The organism is Pseudomonas sp. ACM7 (genome assembly GCF_004136015.1).
Taxonomy (GTDB): Bacteria; Pseudomonadota; Gammaproteobacteria; order Pseudomonadales; family Pseudomonadaceae; genus Aquipseudomonas; species Aquipseudomonas frigoris.
Genome location: NZ_CP024866.1, coordinates 5010472 through 5025187, shown reverse-complemented (window position 1 = coordinate 5025187; position 14716 = coordinate 5010472). Strand labels below are relative to the sequence as shown.

Sequence of the window (14716 nt, the reverse complement as noted above, 5' to 3'; positions counted from 1 at the left end):
CGTCATCAAACTGCAATTCGGCGGACTGCTAAAGCAACTACGATTGATTAATTCAACGGCGCAACTGCAATAACGCGGCAGCCATCGCGTTATCAAAACGCTGGATGACTTGCTGGCATTGTTCATCGTCGATAATCAAGGGTGGCAACAAGCGGATGACATTGCCCTTACGCCCGCCGCGCTCAAGCAACAGGCCTTGTTTGAAGCACTGTTGCTGGATGGCCGCGGCCAGCGCCGGGTCCATCGGGAAATGCCCGTGGCGATCCGCCGGCTGGCGCTCGTCGACGATCTCGATGCCCAGCATCAGGCCGCGACCGCGCACCTGGCCGAGGGCCGGATAATGCGCCTGCAACTCGACCAGTCGGTCCTTGAGCCACTGGCCCTGGCGCTCGGCCTGGGCGGCGAGGTTTTGTTGCTGCAGCACCTGCAACGTGGCCAGCCCGGCGGCCATGGCCATCTGGTTGCCGCGGAAGGTGCCGGCGTGATTGCCTGGCTCCCAGGCGTCGAATTCACGACGGATGCCCAGCACTGCCATGGGCAAACCGCCACCGACCGCCTTGGACATGACGATCAGGTCCGGCTCGATGTCGGCGTGTTCGAAGGCAAACATCTTGCCGGTGCGGGCGAAACCGGTCTGCACTTCGTCAAGGATCAGCAGGATGCCGTGCTTGCGCGTCACCTCGCGGATCGCCCGCAGCCAGCTCGCCGGGGCACAGTTGACCCCGCCCTCACCCTGCACCGCTTCAAGGATCACCGCCGCCGGCAGTGACACGCCGCTTTCGACGTCTTCGATGAACTGGGTGAAATAGTGGGTCAAGGCCTCGACCCCGGCCTCACCGCCAATGCCCAGCGGGCAACGGTATTCGTGGGGGTACGGCATGAACTGCACCCCGGGCATCAGGCTGGCGATGGCATTTTTCGGCGCGGTGTTGCCGGTCAGGGCCAGGGCGCCGTGGGTCATGCCATGGTAGGCCCCGGAGAAACTGATGATGTTGTTGCGCCCGGTGTAGGTCTTGGCCAGTTTCAGCGCGGCCTCCACCGCATCCGCCCCGGACGGCCCGCAAAATTGCAGGCAGTAATCACGGCCCTGGTTCGGCAACAGGCTGAGCAAGGTTTCGCTGAAAGCGTCCTTGACCGCGGTGGTCAAGTCCAGGGTGTGCATCGGCAGACCTGAGGCGAGGAAGCTGTCGAGGCTGGCCATGACGGCCGGATGATTGTGCCCCAGGGCCAAAGTACCGGCGCCAGCCAGACAGTCGAGGTAAGTATTGCCCTCAACATCAGTAACCCAGAGCCCGTGCGCCTTGGCGATGGCCAGCGGCAACTTGCGTGGATAACTACGGACATTAGATTCAAACTTGCTTTGTCGAGCCAAATAGTCGGCATTGGTTTTTTGCAAAGGATTAGAGTGCAATACGCCATCATTCAACATCGCTTCACCCTCGTTAAATTCGATATGCAACTTATTCTCATTAACAAGTTGTTGCAACTAATTCTTACAACCGATTTGGAAATTTACATATAGCGAATTGAACTACTTTAAAAACCATCAGACACGCAAAAAACCAAGTTAATAAACCTGGTATGAACTCCGGAAGTGCCATGATCTAGCCATGATCTTTTAACGCAACTGACAACTTCGGTATAGGCTACCGACAGATAGCGACTTATACGCAAGTGTCTTGAATGTTCATTAACTGAGGGGGTGCATATGTCCTTCCTCTATACGAATCAGGTCATGGTTCAACGATGGCGCCCCGATCCCTGAGGCGCACGACACGGGTGGATCAGAAGTCAACGGTCGCCGAAAGGAGGTAGGTGCGCGGGGTCGACAGCGTCAAGCCAGGCTCGCTGTCATCCGAGGCCCCGGCCGAACTCCAGTAGCGCTTGTCCGCCACGTTCTCGACATTGGCACGCAGGGTGATGTTCTTTTCCTCGACCTTGAACGCATAGCGTGCGCCCACATCGAAACGCTCCCAGGAGTCGATTTCCTTGTTGTTGGACTGGTCCAGGTACTGCGAGCTGGAATAAATGCCGCGGCTGGTCAAGGTCAGGCCCTGTACAGTCGGCACGTCCCACTCGGCGCCCAGGTTGACGTTGTATTTCGGCGTGGCCGGTGCCCGGTTGCCGTCGAAGGTGCCATTGGTGGTGTTACTCAATTCGCTGTCGATGTACATGACACCGCCGAGCAGACGGAAACCATCGAGCGGTTCACCGAACACGCTCAGTTCCACACCCGTGTTCTCACGCTTGCCGTTCGGGCCGAAGACGCGCGTCGTGGCGTTGGTCTCGTAAGCCGGCTGCTTGATCCGGAACACGGCGGCGGTGACGGCGAACGCACCGGCGTCATACTTGGCACCGACCTCGACCTGGCGGCTGATGAACGGCGGGAAGATCTCGTCCTCGTTCACCGAGGTCGACGGTGCGATCTTGCCCTGGCTCAGGCCTTCCATGTAGTTGGCATACAGCGACAACTTATCGGTGGCCTTGAACAGGATGCCGCCCGACGGAGAAACCTTTTCCTCATCGTAGGCGGTGTCGCCTCTGACGTTATCGGTCCAGTCGTCAACCTTCACGCGCTGCCAGCGGGCGCCGAGGGTCAGCAGCAGCCGGTCATCGAAGAAACCCAGGGTGTCGGACAGCGCCACACCGGTGGAGCGGTTTTCGGTATAGACCTCCGAATCCTGTCGCGTGGGCCGGACAGGCGTTGGTGTTACCACGGGGTTGTAGAGGTTGCTGTTGGCCGCAGCATAACGGGCGCCGCCGTTTTCAAAGCCCATGTAGAAATAGCTGGCGGCCAGGTTGACTTCATGGCTCACCGGGCCGGTATGGAACCAGTTGCGCACCCCCGCCGTAGCCGTCCGGACATTTTCGTCACGGGTGAAGTCACGGGGTAGAACGCTGAAATTGCCAGCGTTGTTGGTGACCGAAACGGCATGTCGGAGGAAGTCATGGTTACTTTTGCGCACGCCCACACCGCCGTACAGCATCACGGAATCGCTGACATCGAATTCGCCGTTCACCATGCCGAAAGTGTCGTTGGTACTCGCCTTGCTCCAGGGCTGCGCATAGTTGCGGCGCACATCGCTGGCATGCGGAACCTGCGCGTTAGGGCCAACCTGTACGCGCTCCTGCGGGGCGTCGGTATCACGCTCGGTGCGCCCGATGTCCGTCGAGAGTCGCAGGCGTTCACCGCGAAAATCCAGGCCCAGCACGGCCATCTCGCGGTCGACATTCTGGTGATCCCATTCGGTGTCGCCGGATTGCTTCACGCCGTTGAAACGAAGACCGAACTTGTTGTCTTCACCGAAGCGCCGGCCGACATCCACGGCACCGCCGACCTGGTTGTCGGACGCGTAGCTGCCGGTGAATGAAGTGATGGGCTTGTCGGTCGCGCGCTTGGGCACCACGTTGATCCCGCCACCCACGCTGCCCCGCGGCGAGATGCCGTTGATGAGCTGGCTCGGACCTTTGAGGACGTCGACGCGGTCGGCCATCTCCATGTCGATCGTATAGGTCGGCAGGACGCCGTAGAGACCGTTGTAGGCAACATCACTATTGAACAGGCTCAACCCTCGAATGGTGAACTGCTCATAGCGCCCACCCGCCGGGTTGGTGGCGCGAACCGAAGGATCGTTGGCAATCAGGTCACCCAAGGTACGCGCCTGCTGGTTTTTGACCACCTCGCTGGTGTAGGTGGTCATGCTGAACGGCGTTTCCATAAAGTCTTTCGAGCCCAGCAGGCCCTGTGAACCACGGCGCGCGACCTGGCCGCCGGCATACGGATCGCCGTGCTCCGAGTCAATGGCACCGAGAATCGAGGTGGCGCCCAGTTGCAGGCTGCCGCCTTCTGGCGCCGGGGTCAGGATGTACGCCTCTTCACCTACCGGCTGCAGTTGCAGACCTGAACCCTGCAACAGTCGGGCAAAGCCCTCCTCCACCGCGTACTCGCCGGAAAGTCCAGGGCTGGTGCGACTGCCCACCAGTGCCGGGTCCACTGACAGATTGACCCCGGCCAGCCCGGCGAAACGGGTCAGCGCTGCGCTGAGGCTTCCTGCCGGCACCTGGTAACTGCGTCGAGGCGCGTCTTCGGCCCAACCGGCAGTGATGAACAACGGACAGGCACTCAGACTCAGCAACAGACTCAAGTGCAACAACGGGCGCAGCCTGGAAGAACCCAGACGCGTACTGCAGGGCATCACTACTGGCATTGAGAATCTCTCTGATTTCGTTTCACTTGCCTTGAATGACAAGCGACGCGAAAAAAGGGGACAGGCCTCAGACACTATTTTTGCGCGGCAGTAACGTGACCCAGTAGCGGGTTCGCCTATGCACCTCCAGCGGCAGGCTGGCCGCCAGCAACGTCAGGATGCGATCGGTGTCTTCCAGACGGAAACTGCCGGTGACGCGCAGGGATTCGAGTTGCGGTTCCCAGCGCAACAATCCCGGACGATAGGTGCTGAGTTCGCGCAGAAAATCGCCCAGGGGCTGGTTCTGTGCCATCAACACGCCGTCGCGCCAGCCTGGGGCAAGCACATCGAAAGGCTCTACGGCGCCCGCGCCCATCGCCTGAAGGCTGACTTGCTGGCCCGCGCGCAATGAAAAGACCGGCCCGCGCAAAGGCTGCAACTGCACCGCGCCTTTAAGCACTGACACCTTGCACCCCGCCTGCCCCTGACGAACGCACACTTCGCTCTGACTGACGACCACTTGCCCGAAGTGCGTCTGGATCGTCAGTGGCGATGTGCAGGGCACATTCAGCGCTAATTCGCCTTCCACGAGTCTCAGCCGGCGGTTCTTCAGGTCGATATCGACGGCACTCGCGGTGTTCAATTGCAGCGAGCTGCCATCGGCCAACTGGACCTTTTTGCCCTCCCCGGTCGCGGTTCGCAGGTCAGCGCGCCAGACATCCAGAGGTAGCTGCCGACTGATCAGCCAAGCGGTTGGCACCAGCGCCACCGCCCCGACGGCGCGCTTGAGCACCGTGCGCCGACTCGTCTGCGGCCGATCCAGGCTGGCCATAGCCAGTGCTGACGGCAGGTCGGCAAAGCGTTGGCGCAAGAGTTGGGCTTTCTGCCAGGCCTGTTCGTGGCTGGGATGGCTGTCACGCCAGTGCTGCAGATTGGCACGATCGCGTTCATTGGCGGCGCCTGATTCCATGAGCGCCAGCCATTGAGCGGCAGCCCGCACGACTTGCCGGGCTTCAGCCGAAGGCGCCGAACCGATCACAAATCCACCAGCAAGCAATGCTCATAGGCTTGCGCCATGTAGCGCTTGATCGTGCGCTCCGAGACTTGCAGGCGTTCGGCAATTTCGTGATAACCCAAGCCTTCCAACTGGCTCCAGAGAAACGCCCGTCGCACCGCGGTCGGCAATCCATCGAGCAATTCATCCAGGGCTTGCAGGGTTTCCAGCAGCAACCAACGTTGCTCGGGGGATGGCACGCAGTCCTCGGGCAGCAGCGCCAGCGCACTGAGGTAGGCCTGCTCCAGGCTGCGGCGCTTATAGAAATTGGTGAGCAGTCGCTTGCCGACCGTCGCCAAATAGGCGCGGGGTTCTTGCAAGTCAGCGATGTGCTGGGCGCTGGCGAGTAAACGCACGAATGTATCCTGGCTCAAGTCCGCCGCATCATGGCCATTGCTCATGCGTCGCCTCAACCAGCTTTCGAGCCAGCCACGATGGTCGCGGTACAGGTCGTGGAAAGTTTGCGCCGCCGGCATCGCTGCATCACTCATCTAAAGGAACCCTGCGCGAAGAAATATTTTAAATGCGACTCATTCTAATTAGTGTTGAGACTTCAAACCAAGCGCTTTGTGCGGTTTGCCCCCAGGAAAACCTTGAATACGCGAATGAAAGACTGGTGTTTCTGCCACGCAGCTACCGGTTAATCAGGGCTGAGCGTTATTAAGGGAAATCGTCGAGAGGAGTAAGAATTCGACACACGGCCGCATTTGGCTGGCAGATGCGAATACCCATGGTTGCGGAGAGCAGGAGAGAAAAGCCAAATCGCAGACACAAAAAACCCCGGTCTTTCGACCAGGGTCTTTGCTATCGACTCGAAGTAGGCACTGGCTTTACCAGCAGCTTTCTTCGTAGCTCCAAGGCGTTCAGTGGGCCTTGAGGCAGATATGGCGCAGCGGACGGGACTCGAACCCGCGACCCCCGGCGTGACAGGCCGGTATTCTAACCGACTGAACTACCGCTGCGTATCGCTTTGGACTTGCGTCCAAGTAACTCGTCTGACTGAAAGCTTCGAGGCTTTCAATCTCGAACCAGAATAAACCTGACTCGGAAAATATGGCGCAGCGGACGGGACTCGAACCCGCGACCCCCGGCGTGACAGGCCGGTATTCTAACCGACTGAACTACCGCTGCGCGTCGGTGGAGGCTTTTAAAAGCTTCCATCTTGCTTTCGCAAGACTCTCGGAAGTGGTGGGTGATGACGGGATCGAACCGCCGACATTCTGCTTGTAAGGCAGACGCTCTCCCAGCTGAGCTAATCACCCGTTTGCATCTCCGAGGCCGCGAAATTTACGCAGGTACCGAAGCTAAGTCAATACCCCGCTTGAAGTTTTTCTGAAAAAGACAAAATCGTGTCTTACGCTGTCAGACCGCTTTCGCGAGCAAGCCCGCTCCCACAAGGGTTCTGCAGTGAGCATCAGTTCTGTGCTCGACGAAAATCAACTGTGGGAGCGGCGGTGCGACGATTCGACTTGCTCGCGAAGACGGCGGCACATTCAACATCAATGCTGGAGACAGCGCCCCACCCTATTACTCGCTGTAAATCATCTTCTTGGTCATGCCGCCATCGACCACGAACTCCTGGCCCGTGACAAAACCGGCGTTCTTCGACAACAGCCAGGCGACCATCGCCGCCACGTCCTCGACCGTCCCTACCCTGCCCGCCGGGTGCTGGGCATGATCGGCATCGGTCAACGGTTCGGCACGACGTGCGGAAGGATCCCGCGTATCGATCCAGCCGGGGCTGACCGCATTGACGCGAATTTCCGGCCCGAGGCTGATGGCCAAGGCATGAGTCAGGGCCAACAGGCCGCCCTTGCTCGCCGCATAAGCCTCGGTGTCGGGCTCCGACTGCCCGGCGCGGGTCGAGGCCAGGTTGACGATTGCGCCGCTGTGAGCGCGCAGGTACGGCGCACAGTGCTTGGCCAACAGCATCGGCCCGCTGAGATTCACTGCCAGCACCCGATTCCAGTACGCCAGATCAAGGCTTTCAAGGGTGATGTTGTGCGGATCGGCAACCGCCGCGTTGCACACCAGCGCATCCAGACGCCCGAACTGCCCCAGCACCTCGGCGACGCCCAACGCCACCTGCCCTTCGTTCGAGACGTCCATGGCGATGAACCAGGCGTTGTCGCCGAGCACCTTCGCCACTTTCGAACCGCGTACTCGATCAAGATCAGTCAGCACCACTTGCCAGCCTTCGCTGATCAGCCAGGCCGAGATCCCCAGCCCAATGCCCCGCGCAGCACCCGTGACCAGTGCGACGCGGCCATTGGTGCCGGTGGTCGGCGTGGACAACTCGATCACAAGGCAGCCAACCCGCGCGCCAGATCGGCTTGCAGGTCAGCCACGTCTTCCAGACCGACCGCGATGCGGATCAGACTGTCACGAATGCCCGCTGCTTCACGCTCTTGCGGCGCCAGACGGCCGTGAGAGGTGGTGCTTGGGTGCGTAATGGTGGTTTTGCTGTCACCGAGGTTGGCGGTGATGGAAATCAGACGGGTCGCATCGATGAAGCGCCAGGCACCCTCTTTGCCGCCCTTGACCTCGAAACTCACGACCGCACCAAAGCCTTTCTGCTGACGCAGGGCCAACTCGTGCTGCGGATGGCTTTTGAGACCGGCGTAATGGACTTTTTCGATGCCTTCCTGCTGCTCCAGCCATTCGGCCAGTTGCTGGGCATTGGCACAGTGCGCCTTCATACGCAGACTCAGGGTTTCCAGGCCCTTGAGGAAGATCCAGGCGTTGAACGGGCTCAGGGTCGGCCCGGCAGTCCGCAGGAAACCGACGACTTCTTTCATCTGCTCGCTGCGACCGGCCACAACACCGCCCATGCAACGGCCCTGGCCGTCGATGAACTTGGTCGCCGAGTGCACGACGATGTCCGCACCCATCTTCAGCGGCTGCTGCAACGCTGGGGTGCAGAAGCAGTTGTCGACCACCAGCATCGCGCCTTTGGCGTGAGCGATTTTCGACAGTTCGGCGATGTCCACCAGCTCGGCCAACGGGTTGGACGGCGATTCGACGAACAGCAACTTGGTGTTGGCCTTGATCGCCGCATCCCAACCGGACAAGTCCGCCAGGGGCACGTAATCGACTTCAATGCCAAAGCGTTTGAAGTACTTCTCGAACAGACTGATGGTCGAACCGAATACGCTGCGCGACACCAGCACGTGATCGCCGGCGCTGCACAGGCTCATCACCACCGCCATGATCGCGGCCATGCCGGTCGCCGTGGCCACGGCTTGCTCGGCGCTTTCCAGCGCGGCAATGCGCTCTTCGAACGCGCGCACGGTCGGGTTGGTGTAGCGCGAGTAAACGTTGCCAGGCACTTCACCGGCAAAACGTGCGGCCGCGTCGGCGGCGGTACGGAATACGTAGCTGGAAGTGAAGAACATCGGATCACCGTGTTCGCCTTCCGGCGTGCGGTGCTGACCGGCGCGTACGGCCAGGGTGTCGAACGCTACGCCTTCGAGGTCGCTGTCCAGCCGACCGGCATCCCAATCCTGACTCATGCTGTCACTCCTTGCCTTGCTCTTTTTAGTAGATACAAAACCGGCCCCTCAGGGCCGGTAGTTACTCAGTTGTTATACAGATCAATGATCGCACTGACTGCCTGCGTCTTGACCTTGGAGGCATCATTACGTGCCTGCTCGATCTTGTTCAGGTAAGCCTCGTCGACGTCGCCGGTGACGTACTGGCCGTCGAACACCGCGCAATCGAACTTCTCGATCTTGATCTTGCCGCCACCGACCGCTTCGATCAAGTCAGGCAGGTCCTGATAGATCAACCAGTCGGCGCCGATCAGATCAGCCACGTCCTGGGTCGAACGGTTGTGCGCGATCAGCTCGTGAGCGCTCGGCATGTCGATGCCGTAGACGTTCGGGTAGCGAACGGCCGGTGCCGCGGAGCAGAAATAAACGTTCTTGGCGCCGGCTTCGCGGGCCATCTGGATGATCTGCTTGCAGGTGGTGCCGCGAACGATGGAGTCGTCCACCAGCATCACGTTCTTGCCGCGGAATTCCAGCTCGATGGCGTTGAGCTTCTGGCGTACGGATTTTTTCCGTGCAGCCTGGCCCGGCATGATGAAGGTCCGGCCGATGTAGCGGTTCTTCACGAAGCCTTCGCGGAACTTGACGCCCAAGTGGTTCGCCAGCTCCAGGGCCGCGGTGCGGCTGGTGTCCGGAATCGGGATGACCACGTCGATGTCGTGTTCTGGACGCTCGCGCAGAATCTTCTCGGCGAGTTTTTCGCCCATGCGCAGGCGTGCTTTATAGACCGACACGCCGTCGATGATCGAGTCCGGACGCGCCAGGTACACGTGTTCGAAGATGCACGGGGTCAGGGACGGGTTGGTCGCACACTGACGGGTGTGCAGCTTGCCGTCTTCAGTGATGTAGACCGCTTCGCCCGGTGCCAGATCGCGAATCAGGGTGAAACCGAGCACGTCCAGAGAGACGCTTTCGGAAGCGATCATGTACTCGACGCCTTCGTCGGTGTGACGCTGACCGAAGACGATCGGGCGGATGCCGTGCGGGTCGCGGAAACCGACGATGCCGTAACCGGTCACCATCGCCACGACCGCGTAACCACCGACGCAACGGTTGTGCACGTCAGTAACGGCCGCGAACACGTCTTCTTCGGTGGGCTGCAACTTGCCGCGCTGGGCCAGTTCGTGAGCGAACACGTTGAGCAGCACTTCCGAATCGGAATTGGTGTTGACGTGGCGCAGGTCAGATTCGTAAATCTCCTTGGCCAGCTGTTCAACGTTGGTCAGGTTACCGTTATGCGCCAGGGTGATGCCGTAAGGCGAGTTGACGTAAAACGGTTGGGCTTCGGCCGAGGTCGAACTGCCCGCGGTCGGGTAACGCACATGGCCAATACCCATGTGACCGACCAGGCGCTGCATGTGACGTTGATGGAACACGTCACGCACCAGGCCATTGTCCTTGCGCAGGAATAACCGGCCATCATGGCTGGTCACGATACCGGCAGCGTCCTGGCCGCGGTGCTGGAGGACGGTTAGCGCGTCATACAGCGCCTGATTGACGTTCGACTTACCGACGATACCGACGATGCCACACATGCGACGCAACCCCTACTTAATGGATCTGAACTGAACACAACTCACTGAGGCGTTTTGACCATCGGCAAGAGGTGCTCCTTGAACGGTATCTCAGCGGGTACGCTGATACCGCTGGCAAGCCACTGACTGCTCCACCCGAGAATCAGGTTTTTGGACCAATCTGCGACCAATAGAAATTTTGGCACGAGCTGTGACTCTTGCCACCACCCGTCCTGCTGTACCGGCCCCAGGCTCAACAGCCCGACCGCCACGACCACCAGCAACACGCCACGCGCGGCGCCGAAGGCCATGCCGAGGAATCGATCGGTCCCGGATAGCCCGGTGACGCGAACCAATTCGCCGATAAGATAATTGATCATTGCGCCTACGATTAACGTGGCGACAAACATGATGGCACAGCCCGTGATCACACGGGCAGACGGCGTTTGGATGTATCCGGCGAGGTACTCGGACAATGAACCACCGAACATCCAGGCGACGACTCCTGCGATGATCCAGGTCACCAGCGACAGTGCTTCTTTGACGAAGCCGCGGCTCAGACTGATCAAAGCGGAGATGGCGACGATTGCAACGATCGCCCAATCAACCCAGGTAAATGGCACAGTGCAGCCTACAGACGGATAAGGCGGCGCATTTTAGCAGAGCGCATGGCTATCGGTAAGCTGCGATTGTCAGTGCATTTCAAATCGGGTCGATAGTTTTAACCACGCTCAGGCTGGAAACGCACCACAAAACCCTTGAGGTTCTGCTGGCGACCCAACAAGTCACGCAGACGATCGGCTTCTGCACGTTCGATCAGCGGTCCGACAAACACCCGATTCTTGCCGTCGGCAGTACGAATGTAGGCGTTGTAGCCCTGGCTGCGCAGGGATTTCTGCAGACTTTCTGCACTTGCGCGGCTAGTCAGACTGGCCAATTGCACCGACCAGCTGACCGACAGGCCATTGGCATCGACGCGGCTTTGAGTCGTGTCCGGCTTGCCCGGTGCAGCCGTGATGGGCTGGCTAGGTGCAACCGTTGGTTTGTTGACCGGCGCAGGTGCTGGCGCGACCGGTTTGGCGGCAGGTGCAGGCGCAACCGGGGCACTTGGGGCAATCGGTGTGATCGGTGCTTCTTGCTGAGCGATTTCATCATCACTCGGCACAGGTTCCTGAGGCAGCGCTTGCGGCTCAGGCACCACCACCGGCTCGACCTGAACTTGCGGCACCGCAGGCGCTTGCGGCGCAGCCGGGGCTTCAACCGTCACTTGACGCTGTTCATCCTGACGGGAAAACAGCATCGGCAGGAAAATCACCGCCAGCGCCACCAGAACCAGGGCGCCAACCATGCGCTGCTTGTATGCCTTATCCAGCAATGCCATTTGCCGCTTCCTCCGTGGAGCGCCGGGCCAGCCATTCAAGGGCCTCGGCGACACAATAAAATGATCCGAACAACAGAATCTCGTCGTCGCTCGTCGCCAGCGCGCACTGCCCTTCCAGGGCGGCGGCCACGCTGTCATAGGACGTTACCGAGGCGCCAAGGTTCTGCAACGCCGCGTGCAAATCGGCAACCGGGCGTGCTCGCGGTGAATCCAGCGGCGCGACGGCCCATTGCTGGACACTAGCATTCAATTCACCGACAACACCATCCAGATCCTTGTCCGCCAACAGTCCGAACACCGCCAGACGCTTGCCGGCCGGTGGACGGCTGGCCAGACGGCGAGCCAGATACTCTGCCGCATGGGGGTTATGCCCCACGTCCAGCAACAGGTTCAGGCGCGTGCCCTGCCAGTCGAACTGACGGCGATCGAGGCGACCGACCACCCGAGTGGCTTTCAGCGCTGCAATAATTTGTGCATCCACCCAAGGCAACCCGAGCAACAGGTAAGCCTGCAACGCCAGCGCGGCGTTTTCCATCGGTAGATCGAGCAACGGCAAATCGTGCAGCTCGACCACTCGCCCTTGAGCGTCAAGACCGCGCCATTGCCAGTTGTGATCGGTGATGCCGAGGTCAAAATCGCGCCCACGCAGGAAAAACGGGCAATTGAGCTCGCGCGCTTTATCCAGCAGAGGTTGTGGAGGATTCAGGTCGCCACAGAGCGCAGGCGCGCCCTGGCGGAAGATGCCGGCCTTTTCGAACGCCACGGACTCGCGGGTATCGCCCAGGTAGTCCGCGTGATCGACACCGATACTGGTGACCAGCGCCATATCGGCATCGACCACATTGACGGTGTCCAGACGCCCGCCCAGCCCGACTTCCAGCACCACCGCATCGAGACTGGCGTGCTGAAACAGCCAGAACGCCGCCAGGGTGCCCATTTCGAAGTACGTCAGGGATGTGTCGCCACGGCCCGCCTCGACCGCTGCAAAGGCTTCGCACAGCTCGGCGTCAGTGGCTTCGACGCCATTGACCTGCACCCGCTCGTTGTAACGCAGCAGGTGCGGAGAATTGTAGACACCGACGTTCAGGCCCTGCGCCCGCAGCAACGAAGCCACGAATGCGCAGGTAGAACCTTTGCCGTTGGTGCCGGTGACCGTGATCACCCGAGGCGCCGGTTTGCCCAGTCCCATGCGGGACGCTACCTGTTGCGAGCGCTCCAGGCCCATGTCGATGGCCGAAGGGTGCAACTGCTCAAGGTAGGCGAGCCACTCGCCAAGGGTACGTTCGATCATATGTTGGCGGGCACCGGTGGAACCACGATTGGCTCGATTGGCGCGGCGACGAATTTCGGCGTCGGCAGGCCCATCATTTGTGCCAGCAGATTGCCCAGACGCGGACGCAGTTCCTGACGATGAATGATCATGTCGATCGCACCGTGTTCCAGCAGGAACTCGCTGCGCTGGAAGCCTTCCGGCAGTTTTTCACGCACGGTTTGTTCAATGACGCGCGGACCGGCAAAGCCGATCAGGGCTTTCGGCTCACCGACAATCACGTCGCCAAGCATCGCCAGACTAGCGGAAACACCGCCGTAGACCGGGTCGGTCAGCACGGAGATGAACGGAATGCCTTCTTCACGCAGACGCGCCAGCACCGCAGAGGTCTTGGCCATTTGCATCAGGGAGATCAGGGCTTCCTGCATCCGTGCACCGCCGGAAGCGGCGAAGCAGATCATCGGGCAACGGTTTTCCAGCGCGTAGTTGGCGGCGCGAACAAAACGCTCACCAACGATGGCGCCCATCGAACCACCCATGAAGGAGAATTCGAAGGCCGACACCACTACCGGCATGCCCAACAGGGAGCCGCTCATGGAGATCAGTGCGTCTTTTTCGCCGGTCTGCTTCTGCGCAGCGGTCAGGCGATCCTTGTACTTCTTGCCGTCGCGGAATTTCAGACGGTCAACCGGTTCCAGGTCCGCGCCCAGTTCGGCACGGCCTTCGGCGTCGAGGAAGATGTCGATACGGGCGCGTGCGCCGATACGCATGTGGTGGTTGCACTTGGGGCAAACGTCCAGGGTCTTTTCCAGCTCCGGACGATACAGCACAGCCTCGCAAGACGGGCATTTGTGCCACAGACCTTCAGGCACCGAGCTCTTCTTGACCTCGGAACGCATGATCGAAGGGATCAGTTTGTCTACTAACCAGTTGCTCATGCTTTCTTTCTCCAGTACCGGCGGCCCGAACGCTCTGGTTCGCAGCCCCGCGTATGCCCTTGAGCTAAATTCATGTGTGTGGCGATGATCGATGGGTTGCCGGATCAGCTAAACGTGACCTGCGTACACCCCAAAAACCCTCAGCCATGCCTGTGGACGGCGGCAGTGTGCCAGCCGTCACATCAGCTATTGCGTACCGCTTTAATGAATGCCTGAATCTTTGTGTGATCCTTGATGCCCTTGCTCGCCTCTACCCCACCGCTGACGTCCACGGCATAAGGCCGAACCCTTGCAATCGCCTCGGCGACGTTGTCCGGCGTCAAGCCACCCGCCAGGATGATCGGTTTGCTCAAGCCTTGCGGTATCAGAGACCAGTCAAACGCCTCACCGGTTCCGCCGGGTACGCCTTCAACGTAGGCGTCGAGCAGGATACCGCTGGCACTTGGAAACGCATCGCACGCAGCCGCGATATCGTCACCGGCCTTGACCCGCAGCGCCTTGATGTACGGACGGTGCCAGCCTTCGCACTCGGCTGCGGTTTCGTCGCCATGGAACTGCAACAGGTCCAGCGGCACGGCGTCGAGGATTTCCCCCAGCTCGCAGCGGCTGGCGTTGACGAACAACCCTACAGTGGTCACGAACGGCGGCAACGCCTCGATGATCGAGCGCGCCTGCTGAAACGTCACGGCCCGTGGGCTTTTGGCGTAGAACACAAATCCGATCGCATCAGCCCCGGCCTCGACCGCTGCCAACGCATCTTCTATGCGGGTAATCCCACAAATCTTGCTGCGAACGGCCGACATGTCGATAGAACCCCAAGGTAA

12 protein-coding genes and 3 tRNA genes are annotated in these 14716 nt (G+C 60.3%); all 15 read right to left on the bottom strand.

From position 1 onward, the window contains the following. Positions 1-52 precede the first annotated feature (52 nt). The gene (locus CUN63_RS23870; protein ID WP_129445146.1) at positions 53-1429 is read right to left on the bottom strand and encodes a diaminobutyrate--2-oxoglutarate transaminase; all 1377 of its coding nucleotides are present in this window, start codon (positions 1427-1429) and stop codon (positions 53-55) included. A gap of 355 nt (positions 1430-1784) precedes the next feature. Beyond that, on the bottom strand, positions 1785-4208 hold the full coding sequence (locus CUN63_RS23865; protein WP_129443034.1) for a TonB-dependent receptor: 2424 nt from the start codon (positions 4206-4208) through the stop codon (positions 1785-1787). 67 nt (positions 4209-4275) lie between these two features. Then, complete coding sequence (locus CUN63_RS23860; RefSeq protein ID WP_129443032.1) at positions 4276-5226, bottom strand: FecR domain-containing protein; 951 nt, start codon at positions 5224-5226, stop codon at positions 4276-4278. Further along, complete coding sequence (locus CUN63_RS23855; protein ID WP_129443030.1) at positions 5223-5732, bottom strand: sigma-70 family RNA polymerase sigma factor; 510 nt, start codon at positions 5730-5732, stop codon at positions 5223-5225. The genes CUN63_RS23860 and CUN63_RS23855 overlap by 4 nt, the downstream gene beginning before the upstream one ends. Before the next feature lie 394 nt (positions 5733-6126). Then, positions 6127-6203: transfer RNA gene (locus CUN63_RS23850), tRNA-Asp, on the bottom strand. A 92-nt stretch (positions 6204-6295) separates the two neighbouring features. Then, positions 6296-6372, bottom strand: a tRNA-Asp gene (locus tag CUN63_RS23845). A 55-nt stretch (positions 6373-6427) separates the two neighbouring features. Then, a tRNA-Val gene (locus tag CUN63_RS23840) sits at positions 6428-6503 on the bottom strand. A 265-nt stretch (positions 6504-6768) separates the two neighbouring features. Continuing rightward, the gene (locus CUN63_RS23835) at positions 6769-7545 is read right to left on the bottom strand and encodes an SDR family oxidoreductase (protein ID WP_129443028.1); all 777 of its coding nucleotides are present in this window, start codon (positions 7543-7545) and stop codon (positions 6769-6771) included. After that, positions 7542-8753, bottom strand: coding sequence for an O-succinylhomoserine sulfhydrylase (locus tag CUN63_RS23830; protein WP_046047729.1), 1212 nt, complete (start codon positions 8751-8753; stop codon positions 7542-7544). Before CUN63_RS23830 ends, CUN63_RS23835 begins: the two co-directional genes overlap by 4 nt. A 65-nt stretch (positions 8754-8818) precedes the next feature. Next, the gene (gene purF / locus CUN63_RS23825; RefSeq protein WP_010456022.1) at positions 8819-10324 is read right to left on the bottom strand and encodes an amidophosphoribosyltransferase; all 1506 of its coding nucleotides are present in this window, start codon (positions 10322-10324) and stop codon (positions 8819-8821) included. Between the two features lie 41 nt (positions 10325-10365). Then, entirely contained in the window at positions 10366-10926 is a 561-nt protein-coding gene (locus tag CUN63_RS23820) for a CvpA family protein (protein WP_129443026.1), read from the bottom strand. Between the two features lie 98 nt (positions 10927-11024). Further along, positions 11025-11684 carry an SPOR domain-containing protein gene (locus CUN63_RS23815; RefSeq protein ID WP_129443024.1) on the bottom strand — a complete coding sequence of 220 codons (660 nt, stop codon included), beginning with the start codon at positions 11682-11684 and terminating at the stop codon, positions 11025-11027. Beyond that, positions 11668-12975, bottom strand: a complete 1308-nt coding sequence (folC, locus tag CUN63_RS23810; RefSeq protein ID WP_129443022.1) for a bifunctional tetrahydrofolate synthase/dihydrofolate synthase — start codon at positions 12973-12975, stop codon at positions 11668-11670. The genes CUN63_RS23815 and folC overlap by 17 nt, the downstream gene beginning before the upstream one ends. Then, on the bottom strand, positions 12972-13892 hold the full coding sequence (gene accD, locus CUN63_RS23805; protein ID WP_033061847.1) for an acetyl-CoA carboxylase, carboxyltransferase subunit beta: 921 nt from the start codon (positions 13890-13892) through the stop codon (positions 12972-12974). The genes folC and accD overlap by 4 nt, the downstream gene beginning before the upstream one ends. Before the next feature lie 182 nt (positions 13893-14074). Beyond that, on the bottom strand, positions 14075-14695 hold the full coding sequence (locus tag CUN63_RS23800; protein ID WP_129443020.1) for a phosphoribosylanthranilate isomerase: 621 nt from the start codon (positions 14693-14695) through the stop codon (positions 14075-14077). Positions 14696-14716 lie beyond the last annotated feature (21 nt).

Coding starts and splice junctions, on each gene's coding strand:
- CUN63_RS23870 (WP_129445146.1), bottom strand. CDS start 1,429: ATGTTGAATGATGGCGTATTGCACTCTAATCCTTTGCAAAAAACCAAT.
- CUN63_RS23865 (WP_129443034.1), bottom strand. CDS start 4,208: ATGCCAGTAGTGATGCCCTGCAGTACGCGTCTGGGTTCTTCCAGGCTG.
- CUN63_RS23855 (WP_129443030.1), bottom strand. CDS start 5,732: ATGAGTGATGCAGCGATGCCGGCGGCGCAAACTTTCCACGACCTGTAC.
- CUN63_RS23830 (WP_046047729.1), bottom strand. CDS start 8,753: ATGAGTCAGGATTGGGATGCCGGTCGGCTGGACAGCGACCTCGAAGGC.
- purF (WP_010456022.1), bottom strand. CDS start 10,324: ATGTGTGGCATCGTCGGTATCGTCGGTAAGTCGAACGTCAATCAGGCG.
- CUN63_RS23815 (WP_129443024.1), bottom strand. CDS start 11,684: ATGGCATTGCTGGATAAGGCATACAAGCAGCGCATGGTTGGCGCCCTG.
- folC (WP_129443022.1), bottom strand. CDS start 12,975: ATGATCGAACGTACCCTTGGCGAGTGGCTCGCCTACCTTGAGCAGTTG.
- accD (WP_033061847.1), bottom strand. CDS start 13,892: ATGAGCAACTGGTTAGTAGACAAACTGATCCCTTCGATCATGCGTTCC.
- CUN63_RS23800 (WP_129443020.1), bottom strand. CDS start 14,695: ATGTCGGCCGTTCGCAGCAAGATTTGTGGGATTACCCGCATAGAAGAT.